Origin of the sequence: Mesorhizobium sp. Cs1299R1N3, assembly GCF_037179625.1 — a bacterium.
In the GTDB taxonomy this organism is placed as follows: domain Bacteria; phylum Pseudomonadota; class Alphaproteobacteria; order Rhizobiales; family Rhizobiaceae; genus Mesorhizobium; species Mesorhizobium salmacidum.
Map to the genome: position 1 here is coordinate 153,108 of NZ_JAPYKQ010000008.1, position 15,154 is coordinate 168,261.

General features: G+C 64.5%; 19 protein-coding genes. 9 read left to right on the forward strand and 10 right to left on the reverse strand.

Annotation, left to right across the window (positions count from 1 at the left end; all coding sequences use genetic code 11):
• Positions 1-104: 104 nt before the first annotated feature.
• From O7B34_RS18940 to O7B34_RS18955, 4 genes are all read left to right on the forward strand, one after another.
• Positions 105-881, forward strand: a complete 777-nt coding sequence (locus O7B34_RS18940) for a pseudouridine synthase (RefSeq protein WP_337147485.1) — start codon at positions 105-107, stop codon at positions 879-881.
• Between the two features lie 147 nt (positions 882-1,028).
• Entirely contained in the window at positions 1,029-1,775 is a 747-nt protein-coding gene (locus tag O7B34_RS18945) for an SDR family oxidoreductase (protein ID WP_337147486.1), read from the forward strand.
• Between the two features lie 40 nt (positions 1,776-1,815).
• A complete protein-coding gene (locus O7B34_RS18950; RefSeq protein WP_337147487.1) occupies positions 1,816-2,874 on the forward strand; it encodes an RNA polymerase subunit sigma-70 in 1,059 nt (352 codons plus the stop codon).
• A 76-nt stretch (positions 2,875-2,950) separates the two neighbouring features.
• Positions 2,951-3,352 (forward strand): VOC family protein, encoded by a 402-nt coding sequence (locus O7B34_RS18955; protein WP_337147488.1) that lies wholly within the window; start codon positions 2,951-2,953, stop codon positions 3,350-3,352.
• Positions 3,353-3,585: 233 nt separating this feature from the next.
• Here O7B34_RS18955 and O7B34_RS18960 read toward each other — a convergent pair whose 3' ends face one another.
• Positions 3,586-4,167 carry a histidine phosphatase family protein gene (locus tag O7B34_RS18960; RefSeq protein WP_337147489.1) on the reverse strand — a complete coding sequence of 194 codons (582 nt, stop codon included), beginning with the start codon at positions 4,165-4,167 and terminating at the stop codon, positions 3,586-3,588.
• Positions 4,168-4,428: 261 nt separating this feature from the next.
• Here O7B34_RS18960 and O7B34_RS18965 point away from each other — a divergent pair, with 261 nt between their 5' ends.
• A complete protein-coding gene (locus tag O7B34_RS18965) occupies positions 4,429-4,878 on the forward strand; it encodes a universal stress protein (protein WP_337147490.1) in 450 nt (149 codons plus the stop codon).
• Positions 4,879-4,915: 37 nt separating this feature from the next.
• Here the strand turns inward: O7B34_RS18965 and O7B34_RS18970 are convergent, their stop codons facing one another.
• A complete protein-coding gene (locus tag O7B34_RS18970) occupies positions 4,916-5,815 on the reverse strand; it encodes an AraC family transcriptional regulator (protein WP_337147491.1) in 900 nt (299 codons plus the stop codon).
• On the opposite strand from O7B34_RS18970, the gene O7B34_RS18975 reads away from it, so the two are divergent.
• Both O7B34_RS18975 and O7B34_RS18980 read left to right on the forward strand, forming a co-directional pair.
• Positions 5,814-5,954, forward strand: coding sequence for a hypothetical protein (locus tag O7B34_RS18975; RefSeq protein WP_337147492.1), 141 nt, complete (start codon positions 5,814-5,816; stop codon positions 5,952-5,954). The genes O7B34_RS18970 and O7B34_RS18975 overlap by 2 nt on opposite strands.
• Before the next feature lie 78 nt (positions 5,955-6,032).
• A complete protein-coding gene (locus tag O7B34_RS18980) occupies positions 6,033-6,602 on the forward strand; it encodes a DUF308 domain-containing protein (protein ID WP_337147494.1) in 570 nt (189 codons plus the stop codon).
• Positions 6,603-6,657: 55 nt separating this feature from the next.
• Here the strand turns inward: O7B34_RS18980 and O7B34_RS18985 are convergent, their stop codons facing one another.
• Positions 6,658-7,407 (reverse strand): sulfite exporter TauE/SafE family protein, encoded by a 750-nt coding sequence (locus O7B34_RS18985; protein WP_337147496.1) that lies wholly within the window; start codon positions 7,405-7,407, stop codon positions 6,658-6,660.
• Between the two features lie 27 nt (positions 7,408-7,434).
• Positions 7,435-7,638: a hypothetical protein gene (locus O7B34_RS18990; protein ID WP_337147497.1), complete on the reverse strand. Its 204-nt coding sequence runs from the start codon at positions 7,636-7,638 to the stop codon at positions 7,435-7,437.
• A gap of 122 nt (positions 7,639-7,760) precedes the next feature.
• Here O7B34_RS18990 and O7B34_RS18995 point away from each other — a divergent pair, with 122 nt between their 5' ends.
• Positions 7,761-8,633 carry a LysR substrate-binding domain-containing protein gene (locus tag O7B34_RS18995; protein WP_337147498.1) on the forward strand — a complete coding sequence of 291 codons (873 nt, stop codon included), beginning with the start codon at positions 7,761-7,763 and terminating at the stop codon, positions 8,631-8,633.
• Between the two features lie 103 nt (positions 8,634-8,736).
• Here the strand turns inward: O7B34_RS18995 and O7B34_RS19000 are convergent, their stop codons facing one another.
• The 6 genes from O7B34_RS19000 to O7B34_RS19025 form a co-directional block, all read right to left on the reverse strand.
• Complete coding sequence (locus O7B34_RS19000) at positions 8,737-10,221, reverse strand: hypothetical protein (RefSeq protein WP_337147500.1); 1,485 nt, start codon at positions 10,219-10,221, stop codon at positions 8,737-8,739.
• Positions 10,222-10,496: 275 nt separating this feature from the next.
• Entirely contained in the window at positions 10,497-11,195 is a 699-nt protein-coding gene (locus O7B34_RS19005) for an RES family NAD+ phosphorylase (protein WP_337147501.1), read from the reverse strand.
• A complete protein-coding gene (locus tag O7B34_RS19010) occupies positions 11,189-11,599 on the reverse strand; it encodes an MbcA/ParS/Xre antitoxin family protein (protein ID WP_337147502.1) in 411 nt (136 codons plus the stop codon). The genes O7B34_RS19005 and O7B34_RS19010 overlap by 7 nt, the downstream gene beginning before the upstream one ends.
• Positions 11,600-11,847: 248 nt before the next feature.
• Positions 11,848-13,281 carry an aldehyde dehydrogenase family protein gene (locus O7B34_RS19015; RefSeq protein WP_337147503.1) on the reverse strand — a complete coding sequence of 478 codons (1,434 nt, stop codon included), beginning with the start codon at positions 13,279-13,281 and terminating at the stop codon, positions 11,848-11,850.
• A 165-nt stretch (positions 13,282-13,446) separates the two neighbouring features.
• Positions 13,447-13,830, reverse strand: a complete 384-nt coding sequence (locus O7B34_RS19020) for an ACT domain-containing protein (RefSeq protein WP_337147504.1) — start codon at positions 13,828-13,830, stop codon at positions 13,447-13,449.
• Between the two features lie 2 nt (positions 13,831-13,832).
• On the reverse strand, positions 13,833-14,318 hold the full coding sequence (locus O7B34_RS19025) for a GNAT family N-acetyltransferase (protein ID WP_337147505.1): 486 nt from the start codon (positions 14,316-14,318) through the stop codon (positions 13,833-13,835).
• Between the two features lie 345 nt (positions 14,319-14,663).
• Between O7B34_RS19025 and O7B34_RS19030 the strand changes: the two genes are divergently transcribed.
• Positions 14,664-15,041, forward strand: coding sequence for an ester cyclase (locus tag O7B34_RS19030; RefSeq protein WP_337147506.1), 378 nt, complete (start codon positions 14,664-14,666; stop codon positions 15,039-15,041).
• The last annotated feature ends 113 nt before the right edge of the window (positions 15,042-15,154 follow it).

Sequence of the window (15,154 nt, forward strand, 5' to 3'; positions counted from 1 at the left end):
TGAAGCGCTTATTCCTGCGCTAGGAATAGACCGGCCGCGCGCAGCTTGCGAGGCGCGTGCCACCCGTGGCATCTGTCCGATGAAACGGACCGATGCGAAACAGCATGGCAGCAAGACCAACACGGCCCGCCGGCAGGCCATCCACCAGCAAGGCGTTCTTCGCCAAGTCCCCGGGCGTCAGCCTGGTCAGGGCGCTGTCAAAACTCGGCCTGTGTTCGCGCGCGCAGGCGCAGGTGCTGATCGCGGCGGGCCGCGTGCGCGTCGGCGGCAAGGTGGTGCGCGATGCGGCGTTGCGCGTCGACATGAACCGCGACCGCATCGTTGTCGATGGCGAAGCGGTCGTTGCCGAGCGCAAGGTCTATGTCATGCTCAACAAGCCGCGCGGGTTCGTCACCACCCGCGATGATCCGCTCGAGCGCGACACCGTCTATGCCTGTCTCGAAGGGCTCGATCTGCCTTATGTCTCGCCGGTCGGCCGCCTCGACAAGGCGAGCGAAGGCCTGCTGCTGATGACCAACGACACACGCTTCGCCAACCGGCTGATGGATCCGGTCTCGCATCTGCCCAAGACCTATCACGTGCAGGTCGCCACGGTGCCGGATGAAACGACGCTGGACAGGTTGCGCACTGGCGTCACCGTCGACGGCGAGACCCTGACCGCCAACGCGATCGAGCTTTTGCGCAGCGGCGGCCGAACCGCCTGGCTGGAGATCGTGCTCGACGAAGGCAAGAACCGTCACATCCGCCGCCTGCTTGCCGCCCACGGCATCGAGGTCAAGCGCCTCATCCGCATCGCCATCGGCAGCCTGCCGCTCGGCGACCTCGCCAAGGGCACGGCGCGGCATTTGACGGCGGAGGAGCTGGCATTGCTGGCGGAGTGAGCGTTCCTTCGCGTTGCTGGCTTTTTCGACGAGTGACGACCGGACGATGCCTTAAAAAATTCTCGTCACCACCGATGATTTCCACCCGCCTCCGCTGTCCTGATCATTAGGCGCCGGAATCCTCCGGGCCGGAAGGCGAGGTGATCCATGGGATCGTTGCAAGGTCAAAATGTCGTCGTCGTCGGAGGCAGCCGGGGCGTCGGCCGCTCCATCGTGGAAGCCGCGCTGAGCGAGGGAGCAACCGTGCTCGCCGTCGCCCGGGGCGCGGACGCTTTGAAGGAACTTTCCTGGGAGGCGTCGGGCGTAAGGACGCTGGCGGCGGATGCCACGCGGGAGGCCGCGCCAGAGGCAGTGTTCGCGGCGCTCGAACCGGACGTGCTGGTGATCTGCGCCGGTGCCTTCGCCCCGTCGGCACTGATTCAGGACCAGAGCTGGGACGAGTTCTCGACCAATTGGGAAATGGACGTCAAGGCGTCTTTCCTATTCTGCCGGGCGGCGCTGCGCGGCCGGCTGAAGCCCGGCAGCCGCGTGGTGCTGATCTCCAGCGGCGCTGCATTCAGCGGCGGCCCGCCGAACTCCGGCGGCTATTCCGGCGCCAAGCGCATGCAGATGTTCCTTGCCGCCCATAGCCAGAAGGAAGCCGACCGGCTTGGCCTTGGCCTGCGTTTCATGGCGCTGGCGCCGATGCGCATCATGGCCGGCACCGGCGTCGGCCAGCGCGGCATATCGGGCGTTTCGGCCTATCTCGGCATCAGCCCGGCGGATTTCCTGGCCAGCATGACCGATGTGCAGACGCCCGCCGATGTCGCCAGCGCCGTGGTCGCGCTCGCTGCCGGCAAGATGCAGGGCACCGCCTTCACGGTGAGCGGCAGCGGCCTTGCGGCGGCGGCGTGAGGCGCGCAGGATGGCCCGAAATCATCATGGCGAGCTCGAAATGACAGACGCTCCTGCCGGGCCATCGGGCCGGCCGGTCCTCGACCGGCCCGCCTTCGAGCGTCTGACCATCACCCACCGCCGCGAACTCAAGCTGCACTGCTACCGCATGATGGGCTCGCTCCACGAGGCCGACGACCTCGTCCAGGACACTTTCCTGAAAGCATGGCGCGGCCGCGCGCAATTCGACGGCCACGGCTCGCCGCGTGGCTGGCTCTACGCCATTGCCACCAACAGCTGCCTCAACGCGATCAAGGCAAGGTCGTCGACGCGCCGCATTCTCGAAGAGCCGGCACGGCCGCCGACCGAAGGCCGCGCCGCTGCTGGCCCAGCCGCCGAACTGACCTGGCTGGAGCCCTACCCCGACGCCGAGCTGCCGGATCTCGCCGACGGCGAACCCGGCCCCGAAGCGCGTTACGAAACCCGCGAGGCCGTCCGACTTGCCTTCGTCGCGGCGATCCAGCTTCTGCCGCCCAGGCAGCGCGCCGCGCTCCTCCTTTGCGACGTGCTCGGCTGGTCGGCGCTGGAAACGGCGCAATTGCTGGGCGGCTCTACGGCGTCCATCAACAGCGCACTGCAGCGGGCGCGCGCCACACTCGGCGAACGCTTTCCCAAGGGGCGGCCACTGCAGCGCGCGCGGCCGAGCGCCGACGAGGACCTGCTGCTCGAACGCTATATCAGGACCTGGGATGCCGCCAATCTCGACGGTTTCGTCGAACTCCTGCGCGAGGATGCCACCTACCACATGCCGCCCTGGCACGACTGGTACCAGGGCCGCCAGGCGATCCACGGTTTCTTCGACACCGTGTGGAACAATTTCGCCGGCTACCGCGCGGTGGCGACAAGGGCCAATGGCCAGCCCGCCGTGGCGATCTATGCGCGGCGGCTTCACGAACCGGAATGGCGCGCGCAATCGCTGCACGTCATCGAGCCGGCCGACGGCCAGATCACCGCGCTGACGGTCTATGTCGGCCCGCTCGGGCCCGATTTGTTCGCAGCCTTCGGCCTGCCGCCGGTCTGGTCCGAACCGCAAGCGCGGCCATCGCAACCCATCTCCTGACAGAAAGCTGGCAGGAGACCTGGTCTATGGATCGGTCGGGAGCCGGTCGCGGCTTCGAGATCAAGGAGCCAATGCGATGAATTTCGTCTCTGTCCGCATCATCACATCAGATGTCCAGCGCCTCGTGCGCTTCTACGGTGAGATCACCGGCATGCCGGTTACGGTGTACACGGAAGACTTCGCCGAACTGGCGACGCCGGCCTGCACGCTGGCGATCGGCAGCACGCGCACCTTGATGCTGTTCGGCGGCGACATCGCCCGTCCCGCCGACAACCACACGGCCATCCTCGAATTCCGCGTCGGCGACGTCGATGCCGAATTCGCCCGGCTGTCGGACTTCATCAAGAACACGACCGTGCAGCAGCCCACCACCATGCCCTGGGGCAACCGCTCGCTGCTGTTCCGCGACCCCGACGGCAATCTGGTGAATTTCTTCCAGCCCGTCACCGCCGAGGCAATCAGGAAGTTCGAGAGGTAGGTTCCCCAACTTCGTCATACCAGTGCGAAGCAGCCGCGAAGCGGCGTGGCGGAGACCCTGGTATCCATGCCGTGACAGCAATCGAGGAATGCAGCTGAGCAGGATAGGCACCGTGGCGACACCTTGAGGTCGCGGCATGCATCCTCGGGTCTGCGCCGCGTCGCTACGCTCCTTGCTCCGCCCGTGGATGACGAAGTGAAAGGCTTCCGCGCTGTGCGGGCGCCGTTGCTCTCCTATCTCAGGTTCCACTTGCGCACGACCGGCTCTCCGAGGTCATGCTCGTAGCCGAGCACGCTGATGCTGGCCGTGTCGAGCACGAACAGCGCGCCGCCTTCCGGCGGCAGGCCGAGCCAGCGGGCGGCAAGCACGCGCAGGAAATGCGCGCTGGAAAAGATCAGTATGTCGGCGTTGGCCCTGCGCAGGCGCTCGATGATCCTGTCGGCACGGGCACCGACATCGGCCGCCATCTCGCCTTGCGGGCAGCCATCGCGAAACACGTTCCAGCCCGGCCGCTCGGCCAGGATCTCTTTCGTGGTGCGCCCTTCATAGGCACCGTAATCCCACTCCTGCAGGTCGTCCGCCTTGACGCTTGTCGCGCCAAAGCCGGCAAGCGCGCTGGTGTTGTAGGCGCGCTGCGAAGGGCTCGACCACACCTGGGAAAACGACAGGCCTTTGAGCCGCTCCGCGACGCCGCGCGCGGCCGCCTCGCCGGCCGGCGTCAGCGGCGTGTCGGTGCGCCCGGTATGCTGCCCCGAAAGGCTCCATGCCGTCTCGCCATGCCGGACCAGATGGATCTGCGGAAACGCGTTGCTCATGGGATGCCCTTCGATGTCGGCGGCACCTTAGAGGACGATGTGGCAAAGGGGAATCCGGCCGGCGAAATTGTGCCATGCCTCTTCTCGATAGATTGGCGCTGAGGGGCGGCGCCGAGGCCAACGGTCGGCCGCTCCCGACAACAAGCACCGATATTGGGCCACATCTCTGGCCCTGATCCCCGCCGCATTGGCTCAATGAATGAGCGCGGGGGCATAACTATCTCTGTTGGATAGTCATCAGGCATCACAGGTCGGATCATCATGTACAAACATCTGCTCATCGCCACCGACGGCTCGGAACTGGCCGACAAGGGCGTTGCCCATGGCCTCACGCTGGCCAAGGGCATCGGCGCCGCCGTCACCTTCATCACCGTCTCGGAACAATTCCCGATCTTCGCCTGGGGCGGCTCCATGGCCGGCTACGTCGCCGGCGATGAGCTGGCCGTCTACCAGGAAGAAGCGCGCCGCTACGGCAAGGAAGTGCTCGACAGGTGCAAGACATCGGCCGACGCCGCCGGCGTGTCCGCCAAGCTGGTCCATGTCGAGGACAACCGACCCGCCGAAGCGATCCTGGACCTGTCCAAGGCGCAAGGTTGCGACCTGATCGTCATGGCCTCGCATGGCCGCCGCGGGCTGGGCAGGCTGCTTCTGGGCAGCCAGACGGCGGAGGTGCTGTCCTACACCGAGATCCCGGTGCTCGTGGTGCGGTAGCGGCCGCAACTCGATATCTTCAAAATGGCGCCGTCGGTCAGGACTGCTTCGCGGGTTCATTCGCCAGGGCATATTCAACCCGTGGCGGATGCCCGAAAAGCTGTTTGTAGGCGCGGCTGAAGGCGGCCTCGGACTCGTAGCCGATGCGCAAGCCGATCTCGCCCACGCGCGCGTCTCGCCTGGCCAGCAGGTCCCGGGCCAGGCCCAGGCGCCATTCATTCTGGTAGCGCAGCGGCGAGCGCCCGACGAGAGCCGCGAAGCGCTCGCAGAAGCTGGAACGGGACATGCCGGCCTTGTCGGCCAGTTCATTGATGCTCCACCGCTGCAGCGGCCTTTCGTGGATGGCTTTCAGGGAACGGGCGATGCGGGTATCCGAAAGCCCGCCGAGCCAGCCCGTGGCGTGTCCTTCATGGACCCAACTGCGCAAGGTGCGGATGACCATGAGATCGATGATGCGGGAAATCATCAAGGCCGCGCCGGGCTGGGCGTCGCTGGTTTCGATCATCAGGAAGGGCAGCATTCCGTCGATCCACCCTGCCCCCTGGGCACGCCCGATATGGATGTATCGCGGCAAGGCAAAGATCATCCCCCGAAGACTGTCCGGATCGAACCAGAAGCGGCAGGCGACGATCGCCACGTGCGGATGCGACGCCACCAGCCGCAACCCACCGGGACCGCGAGGCAGGAGCACGAGGTCGCCGGCGTCGATAACGACAGGGGCCTGATCCTCGCTCTCCATGCGCAGCGCGCCGGCTGTCACCACGACGATATGGGCTTGCCCTTCGTCGAGATCGAATTGTTCCGCCTTTGCCAGCGTGCGCGAGAAAACCTGGTCCCCGGTAAGCCTGATCTGCGCCAGTACGTGCGACAGGAGATCGCCGGTAACGTGGGATGCTCCATCCGGAAGAATGGTCAAATTTTCAGGCGATTCCATCATGGATGCGGTCAGCCGGTTCCCCTACATTCCTTACGATCATAGCGCATTTCGTGCTGATTATGCGCTGTTTTTGCCCTGGATTAAAGCCATTCCCGCAAGCAAAGCCGCGAGCATGAGCTGTTCCAATCATCCAACCTGAGGACATGATCCCCAGTCGATCAAGCGGGTCGACTCGCCGCCCTCGGGCCATTCCAACCAACAAGACAGGAACGTTCCAATGAGCACTCAAACCCTCCAGGCGCCCGACGCCGCATCGCAATGGCTGAAGTCATATTATTTCCTGCGGGCCGGCTTTTCGGTCGCCTGGGTAGCGGCCGCCTTTACCCTTGGCAAAGGCGCGCCGCCGGTCGCGGCGCTGCTTCTGGTCGCCTACCCCGCCTGGGACGCGATCGCCAATAGTCTGGATGCGCGGCGCAGCGGCGGCCTGAAGGCCAATCCCAGCCAGGCGCTCAACGCGGCGGTCAGCACGATCACGGCCATCGCGGTCCTAATCGCCCTTGGACAGGGCCCGCACGCGGTCCTGGCGGTGTTCGGGGCGTGGGCCATTCTCTCCGGCCTGTTCCAGCTTGCGACCGGCGTGCGCCGTTGGCGGGCAGGCGCCCAATGGGCGATGGTGCTGAGCGGTGCGCAGTCAGCGCTTGCCGGCGGCTTCTTCATCAAACAGGCAATCGGCGCCGCAACACCCGGCATAACCGACATCGCCCCCTATGCCGCGTTCGGCGCCTTCTATTTTCTCGTCTCGGCGGTATGGCTGATCGTCATGCAGGCACGCAAGCCCACGGCCTGATCCTGGCGCGTGCTGGGGCCTGGTCGAAACATTCGGTTCCACGGCCCGGCCCTTTTTAGCCCCGCGGCACCTCCAGCGCGAGATAAATTCCGAGCGCCAGCAAGCCGGCGAAGAACACCGTGCGAAAAGTCTCGACGCTCATTCGCTGCCGCAGCGCCTGGCCGATGAACATGCCGGCCAGCGCCGGCGCCAATGCCAGGACCGACCCCACCAGTTGCGCCGACGGCGATACCAGCGCGCCGGTCGTGAATAGTCCGAGGCCAAGGGCCACGGTCGATACGGTGAAGGACAGGCCGAGCGCCTGGATGAGGTCCTCTTTCTCCAGCCGCAGCGATTGCAGGTAAGGCACCGCCGGAATGACGAAGACGCCGGTGGCACCGGTGACCAATCCGGTCGCCACACCGACCAGCGGCGATATCCAGGCTTCGTGGCGCGCCGGCGTGGTGAAGCCGGCCTTGGCCAGACCGGCAAGCGCATAGAGCACCAGCGCGGCGCCAAGCCCGGCCGAGGCCATCATCGTGTGCGCGCCGGTCAGCAGGCCGGCGCCGGTCACGGTTCCAATGACGACGCCGGCCATCATCGTCCACAGGCGTTTGCACAAGCCGCCGAAGGACGGACCGGTGAACAACTGCCAGAGATTGGTGACCAGCGACGGAATCAACAGCAGGGCGGCGGCCTGCGCCGGCGGCATGATCACCGCCAGCAGGCCCATCGCCACGGTCGGCAACCCCATGCCGACGACGCCCTTGACGAGGCCGGCAGCGAGGAAAACGGCGCCGATGAAGGCTATGGCCCCGCTCAGCATGGATGGACTTTGGGCACGCCGGTTCCTTCAGTCATGCAACAGCATGTCCCTCGCCTCGGCTTCCGGCTTTGCCGGCACGGCATCGCGGCTGACGGAAGCCGTCGTCACCGCGCATCCCCGCGCGCCAGGCTGCGCTTGCGCCACGGCAAGCGAGGCCACCGCGAGCGCCAGCACGATCGCCGCGCTTTCAAGAATCCCGAGCCCTTGCCGGCCTGATGTTTTTTCACGCATCACCCATCTCCATCGCAAATGATTTGACTGACATGCAGGCCGCCCACAATGTGGAAGTTGCGCTGCCAGCCTTCGGCCTGAACGAAGGCTGATCCGGCACGATACGATTGCGGGAGCGAAAAATGCGCTTCGACCTCACCGATCTCCGGCTGTTCCTGCTGGTGGCCGAACGCGGCAGCATCACGCATGGCGCCGAACTCGCCGGCCTCGCCCTCGCCTCGGCCAGCGCGCGCATCAAGGGCATGGAGGAAAGCCTGGGCGCGCCGCTTCTGGAGCGGCGGCGGCGCGGCGTGGTACCGACGGCGGCCGGACAGGCGCTGCTCCACCATGCGCGCGCGGTGCAGAACCAGATCGAGGCCATGGCCGGCGACCTCGGCGCCTATGCCACCGGCCTGCGCGCCCGCGTGCGGCTGATGGCCAATACGGCGGCGACCAGTGAGCTGCTGCGCGACACACTGCCGGCCTTCCTTGCCGCGCATCCCGGGATCGACGTCGACCTCGACGAACGCCCCAGCCATGAGATCGCCGAGGCGGTGGCGAACGGTGCGGCCGATCTCGGCATCGCCGCCAGCTGGGCCGGCCTTTCTCATCTCGAGCAGAAGCCGTTCTTGATCGACCGGCTCGTGGTCATCATCGCGCGGACCCAGCCCGGCATAGAAGGCCATCATGCCGCCCTTGCCGACATTCTCGGCGAGCCCTTCGTCGGCTTGAGCGCCGGCCATCCCTTGCAGGAGCACATAGCCCGCCAGGCCGCCCGGCTCGGCGGCCATCTCCATTTTCGCATCCGCGTGCCAGGCCTCGACGATGTCTGCCGGCTGGTCTCCCAAGGCGCCGGCATCGCCATCGTGCCCGAAAGTGCCGCGCGCCGCTCCGCCCGCACGCTGCGCAGCCTGCGGCTCACCGACGACTGGGCCACGCGCCAGCTCAATCTCTGCGCCCGCAGCTTCGAAGCGCTGACGCCGCAGGCGAAACTGCTGGCGGCGGCGCTGGTGTGAACCGTTTTTACGGCGCCTCGCCCATGGCGAGCATGGGCAGCGAGCGCCCGCAGCGTATTCGGTGAGATCGCGGGGGGCAGTCGCGCATCGCGAGCCGCTACGGCTAGTGAAATTCCATCAGGGGGAGGCTTATGTCACTGCATAGATTGCTGCAGAAAGCTTGAATTGTATCGCGGTCTATGCCGATTCCGCGAGCACGCGCAAACGCCTCTTTGGCCTCTCCGGGCCTATTGGCCTTAAGATAGTCGGAGGACCTGGCCAACCACGCGATCGTCAACAACGAACGGTTCCAGGAGGATGGCGAAAGCGAATAGGCTTTCTCCCCATATTTGATCGCGCCGTCGATGTCGCGGAACCTAAAAAGTCTCAGCCGTGCATATGTGGCGTTCCTGGGCCCGGAGGTCGCATCGCTCTCCAACTCGCGAAGGTAAATTCGATCGGCCACAGTACGGTCGCCTGCCAGCTCATAGGTTTGCCCAAGTATATAGTCGTCAACAAATTTGCGCTCCCGGTATAGGTTCATTACGTCGGCGTACCGGCCTTGTGCATACATCATTTCAGCCTCGCGATGGCCGATCCGATTGGCGTCATAGCCTTTAAGACCGGCCTCATCCAGAAGCTGCGACATGGCCTCGATGTTACCGAGACTAAGGGCTAGATCAAATCGAAGCTCCCAGACCGGAACGGCCTGTTGCGGGTCATCCCTGATCTTATCGAGGAGCACGATCGCGGCCGCGGCATAGTCCGGCCGGTACCGGGGCATGATGCCTTCGCTGTATAAATAGCCGAGTGCCAGATTGAGGCGCGCGGCCTGGTACAAAAGCGCGTTTGAAGGAGGTTGCTTGGCTTCAGCGCGCTGAATGACCTGACTCAATGCATCCAGCAGACCCGGTTGATAGGAATAGCCGCTCACGCCTCCATCGATGACCTTGGCGAGCTTGTCCATATCCGGTTCGAGTGCGTATACCTGATCGGCCAGGGCGACCGCCGCATCGTGGTCGGGGATCCCCTGCAGGTCCGCCACCGCCACAATGGCTGCAGCCATCGCCTTGGCATTTCCGGCTGTCTTGGGCAGCGCCGTCCTTGCCCATGTCAGCGCCTCCTTGCGGTGGCCCAATTTTTCGAACATCTGTGACCAGGTGATGTCGACCCAGGGGTTCGCGGCGTCCAAGGCCTGCGCTTTCTCGAGTTGCTTGCGCGCTCCGGCCGGATAGCCCGAATAAATGTATGTTAGAGCCCCATAGACGTAGGCCGGAGGATAGGAGGGATCGAGGCCCTCCAGTGCCTCGAACATGACGAAGAAGGACTTGCTGGAGTGGGCCATTCCCATCCTGGCGCCAACGCTCAGCCAAAGGGCGCGGGTCGCCTCGACCCGCGCAGGGACGAAATCTGGATGTGCATCGACGAAGGCCCGAGCTTCAGCTCTGATCTTCTCGTCGGTGTCAGCTGTCCAGCCATCGACCGCGCTAATCAGCTCCGTGAACTTTTGCCGATCCGCCTCGTTGAGCTTTTCCAGCCATGGCTGCCCTGCCGATGCGACGCTCGATTGAGCCGCCAGTACTAGCCAGGATATGGCAAAAGTCGCCATCCTCGCCCTGCTTTTCAGAGATGTCATATTGCTCTCGCTCCCTTTTACAAGAACTATCATGCAACAGGGTGAGTTAACGTCACAGCAATCCAATTGTTCGAAGTTTACAGGGTCAGCAACGACCGCTTTTTGCGGTAACCGCACGACTGATCTAAGCCAAGAATTCCTTGCAAATTAGGAATTGCTTAAATTCGAGTCACAGCTGGCAGTCAAAACAAGGCCAGCACATCGGCGACAGCCTGCGCGTTGGTCCTCTTGCAAAATGCAACCCGCATTTACACCACCTCCAGCACCTTGCCCGTGTCGTGCTGGCGCACGAAGTCGACGCGGGCGCCGTCCCAGTGATAACTGTAGTGGCGGCCCTGGACCGGGACATCGATGATGTCGGGCCAGAAGATGCCGATGCACTCTCCTTCCGCCATGCGCACGCTGTTCCACACCAGCCCGTCGCTGCCGGCGGCCCGCAGCGCCCGCCCTTCCGCCTGCGACGCGGCGTAGTCGTCCGGGTCGAGCACGCCGGGCACGGCGTTGACGTCGTCGAGGTCGCGGTCGACGCTGCCGATCAGCACGCGGAAATCGGCCGTCCAGCCGGGCGCCTCATTGGTGGCGCGCATGAATTTCTGGTGATGGTGGATGGTTTCGGCCAGCGCCACGTCCTCGCTGTCGCCGGCATAATAGATACCGTAGCTGCCATCCGAGAAGCGGCCGGGCCGTAAGGTCGAGCAATGCACGAAAGGCGCCATGACGAAACTGGCGCCGGGGCCCGAAACACGCCTTGCGGCCGGCACCTTGCCGAGATCGCCGAGCTCGAGCCGGATGCGCGGATTGGTCTTCTCCTCGACGGCGGCCAGCGCCTCCCAGTCGGGCGGGTCCGCGATGTCCTCGAACAGGTCGATCGGCGGATGGATGGAGCGGATGATGCGATAGGTCTGGGGCCAGTGGATGCGGCGCCGGACCGCAAGTCCACTCACCATGCACCACGCTCCGCGTCGAGCCATTCACGCATTGCCGCGAGATCGGAAATGTCGCCGCGCAGCATCAGGTCGAGCGCGGATTGCCCGCCGAAAGTGGTATTGGGCTTGCGGATCCAGGCATAGCCGCGCGCCGGCTCGGTGAAGAGATAGCGCAGCCCCTTGTGGATGCCCATCAGATGGGCCATGCGGGTGCGCAGGTCGCGGTCGATCCGGCCGATGCCGCCCTCCTTCCACCGCGCCCAGGTGCGCGCCGAGATGCCGCCAAGCAGCACGCAGGCCTCGAAGTCGCTGAGATTCCAGGCCTTGAACAGATTGACCGTGGTCCGCGCCAAGGCGCCCGCCTCCTCATCCGAAATGGCGCTGCCGACCGTGGCCGGTGTAGTGACGATGGACTGAAGCTGCATGTCTGGACCTCGCTAATGGCAGATATATAGCATGTATCTGCCAATTGGCAAGGATAAGCCCACCAGAACTTGGGTTCCTCCCCCCATGGAATGGGGGAGAGGTGGCTCGGCGAAGCCGAGACGGAGCGGGGGCAGCGCCGGCCTCGAAAGAATTCAGCGCGAGCCCGCCAACGCCGCAGCCCCCTCCGACCGCTTCGCGGCCACCTCTCCCCAGCTTTGCGGGGGCGAGGAAAATCTGGCGCGGAGCCTTACTCCGCCGCCTCATACCCCGCGATGCCCTTGATCTCTAGGAAATCCTCGAGCCCGTATTCGGCGTACTCGCGGCCGTTACCGGACTGCTTGTAGCCGCCGAAGGGCAGGCCGGCGTCCCATTGGGGATAGTTGATGTAGACATTGCCCGAGCGCATGCGCGCGGCCACGTCACGCGCCTTCTGCAGGTCCTTGGCCTGGATGTAGGAGGCAAGGCCATAGACGGTGTCGTTGGCCTGTTCGACTGCCTGTTCGACCGTGTCGTAGGGCAGGATCGCCAGCACCGGCCCAAAAACCTCTTCGCGCGCGATGCGCATGTCGTGGGTGACGTCGGCGAAAACGGTCGGCCTGACATAGTAGCCGCGGTTGAGTTCGGCAGGGCGGCCGGGGCCGCCCGCGACCAGCGTCGCACCCTCGTCGATGCCGCTCTGGATCAGGTCCTGGATCTTGTCGAACTGGACCTGGCTGACGACGGGCCCGAGCTTGGTGTTGGCGCCATCGGCCGGGCCGACGGTGAACTTTTCAGCCGCGATCTTAGCGTATCCTGCGGCCTCGTCGTGGCGGTCGCGCGGCACGAACATGCGCGTCGGCGCGTTGCAGGACTGGCCGCTGTTGCTGAAACAGCCGGCGACGCCCTTGCTGACGGCGGTGGCGAGATCGACATCCGGGAACAGGATGTTGGCCGACTTGCCGCCAAGCTCCTGATGCACGCGCTTGACCGTGTCGGCCGCTGCCTTGGCCACCAATATGCCAGCCCGCGTCGAACCGGTGAACGACATCATGTCGATATCGGGGTGGCTGGACAGCGCCTGGCCGACGCCAGGGCCATCGCCGTTGACGAGGTTGAACACGCCCTGCGGCACGCCGGCCTCGTCGATGATCTCGGCGAAGATGATGGCATCGAGCGGCGCGATTTCAGACGGCTTCAGCACCATGGTGCAGCCTGCTGCAAGCGCCGGACCCACCTTGCAGGTGATCTGGTTCAGCGGCCAGTTCCACGGCGTGATCAGGCCGACGACGCCGATCGGCTCCTTGACCACGAGGTGGTTGCCCTTGACGTGGCGGAACTGGAAGCTCTTCAGTGTCTCGGCCATCTTGGTCAGATGCGCCAGGCCAATGCCGACCTGGCTGTCGAGCGCCATCTGGCGCGGCGCGCCCATCTCGCGCGACACGGCCAGCGCCAGGTCCGTGCTGCGCTTCTTGTAAACCTCGATGACGCGGTTGAGGACGTCGAGGCGCTCCTCGACCGAGGTGAAGCCATAAGTATCGAAGGCACGCTTGGCAGCGGCCACCGCCTTGTCGACATCGGCCTTGGAGCCGAGCGATATCTGCGCGAAGACATCCTCATTCGACGGATCGACGACGTCGAGCGTGTTGGGCACGACAGGATCGACCCATGCGCCATCGATATAGAACTGCAGATTGTGTGACATGGGTTTCTCCTGGGGTGTGCCGCATGGCCGGTCAGGCCGTCATATCGGGCGCGAAATAACGAAGCGCGAACGGCGTTGTCAAACGCAACCCCCGAAGCGGTTGAGCCAGCGCGCCAGTGGTTGAGCCAGTGCGCCAATCGTTGATCAACGCCGACGATGAGCGGACTATAGCAGCGTATGCCCGGCTTCGCGCAGAAAGCCTCTCGCCGCGGGCTCGTCCGCCGCTTTCACCAGCAGGTGGTCGCCATCGAAGGTCGATACCAGGAAGATGCCCAGACCGTTTTCCGACAGCGGCTTTATGACCGACAGCACAATGCCGGTTTCGTCGAACGCAAAGGGCCCCTGCAATTTGAAGGCGACCCAGTCGCGATCATGCTTGACGGCATCCGGCACGCGATCCTGGAGGCAGGTAATCGAGAGTTCGTCATCGGTTCTGGTGATGCTGACGAAGCCCGGTCCGTCCGCCCAGGCAGGAATGCCGTCATCGGTTTGAAGCCGCGAGATCGCATAAAGGCCAGTGAGTTGCTTAAGCTTGATCCTGGCAGTCATCCTCACGCTCCGATTGGCGGGCATCCAACTGGCCGCTTGCTCATATAGACCGTCGTTCCGTTCATGAACGGCTCCTCCCGATCGATCGTATAGCCAAACTTGCGATAGAGCGACACATTGGCTTCGAAGGCGCCGTTGGTCAACAAGCGGAGCTCCGGGCGTCCTGCCTCGCGCGCCTTGGTTTCCGCACGCTCCAGCAGCAGCCGGCCGATGCCCCTGCCCTGCGCCTCCGGCGCGACGCAGACATTCTCGATCCACAGGTGATCGTCGGCCAGCATGGTCTCGATCATGCCGACGATGCGGTCCTCCGCGACGGCGAGATCGAACGAATGCTCGGCGACGGCCCTGTCGTAATCGGCACGCATCGGCAGCGGCTCGCGGCCGATCACCGGCACCCATCTGGCATAGGCGGCGCGCACGATGTCGCGGATAGCGGCGGCGTCGGCAGGCTCGGCCGGGCGAAACCGGATGGAAGAATTGACAATCATCACAAGGCTCCAGGCATGAAAAAGCCCGCCGGCGTTTTTCGCGGGCGGGCTGTGGGAAAGGAAGCGGATCTATAAAGCCGGTCTTCCTCGTCGCGCAATCAGCGTGCCCTTCCGCACGGTGCGGGGGCGGCGTCGCTTGGTGTCGGCGGGCGCGAGAACGAACATGGCGGCAAGCTGGAGCAGCAACCGTGATGCGTCAAGGCACCGTCTGGCCCGGTCGTTGGGCCAGCCGCCGCCAGGCGTCGCCGGCCTTCCCGGGTCGATGCCTTCGCGGGTAAAGCGCTGGATTGTATCCGTGGCCGTTCTATCTTCCCGATCGGGCGTTCTAGCAATGGAGCCATCGCCGTGAGCGAAACCGATCTCTATCGAGGCTATCTCGACTGTCTCAACAACCAGGATTGGCAAAGGCTGCATCGCTTCGTTCATGACGAGGTGCATTACAATGGCGACCGGGTTGGACTGTCAGGCTACCGCGACATGCTGGAGCGGGATTTTCGCGAAATCCCGGACCTCTATTTCGACGTCCAGCTGTTGATCTCCGACCCGCCTTTCATAGCCAGCCGCCTCCAGTTCAACTGCACGCCCAAGGGAACTTTCCTCGGCCTGCCCATCAACGGCAGGAAAGTCTCCTTCAGCGAGAACGTCTTCTATGAATTCCTGAACGACAGGATCAGGAACGTCTGGTCGGTGATCGACAAGGCGGCGATCGAAGCGCAGCTCTGACGCAGTCGCCGCTGCGCGAATGAAATCCGCGAAGGCCTTGAGCGGGGCGTCCAAGGCGGGCTATCGCCCTTGCGTCAGGTAGTAAACTTGCCTACTTTGCGTACGTAAGGAGA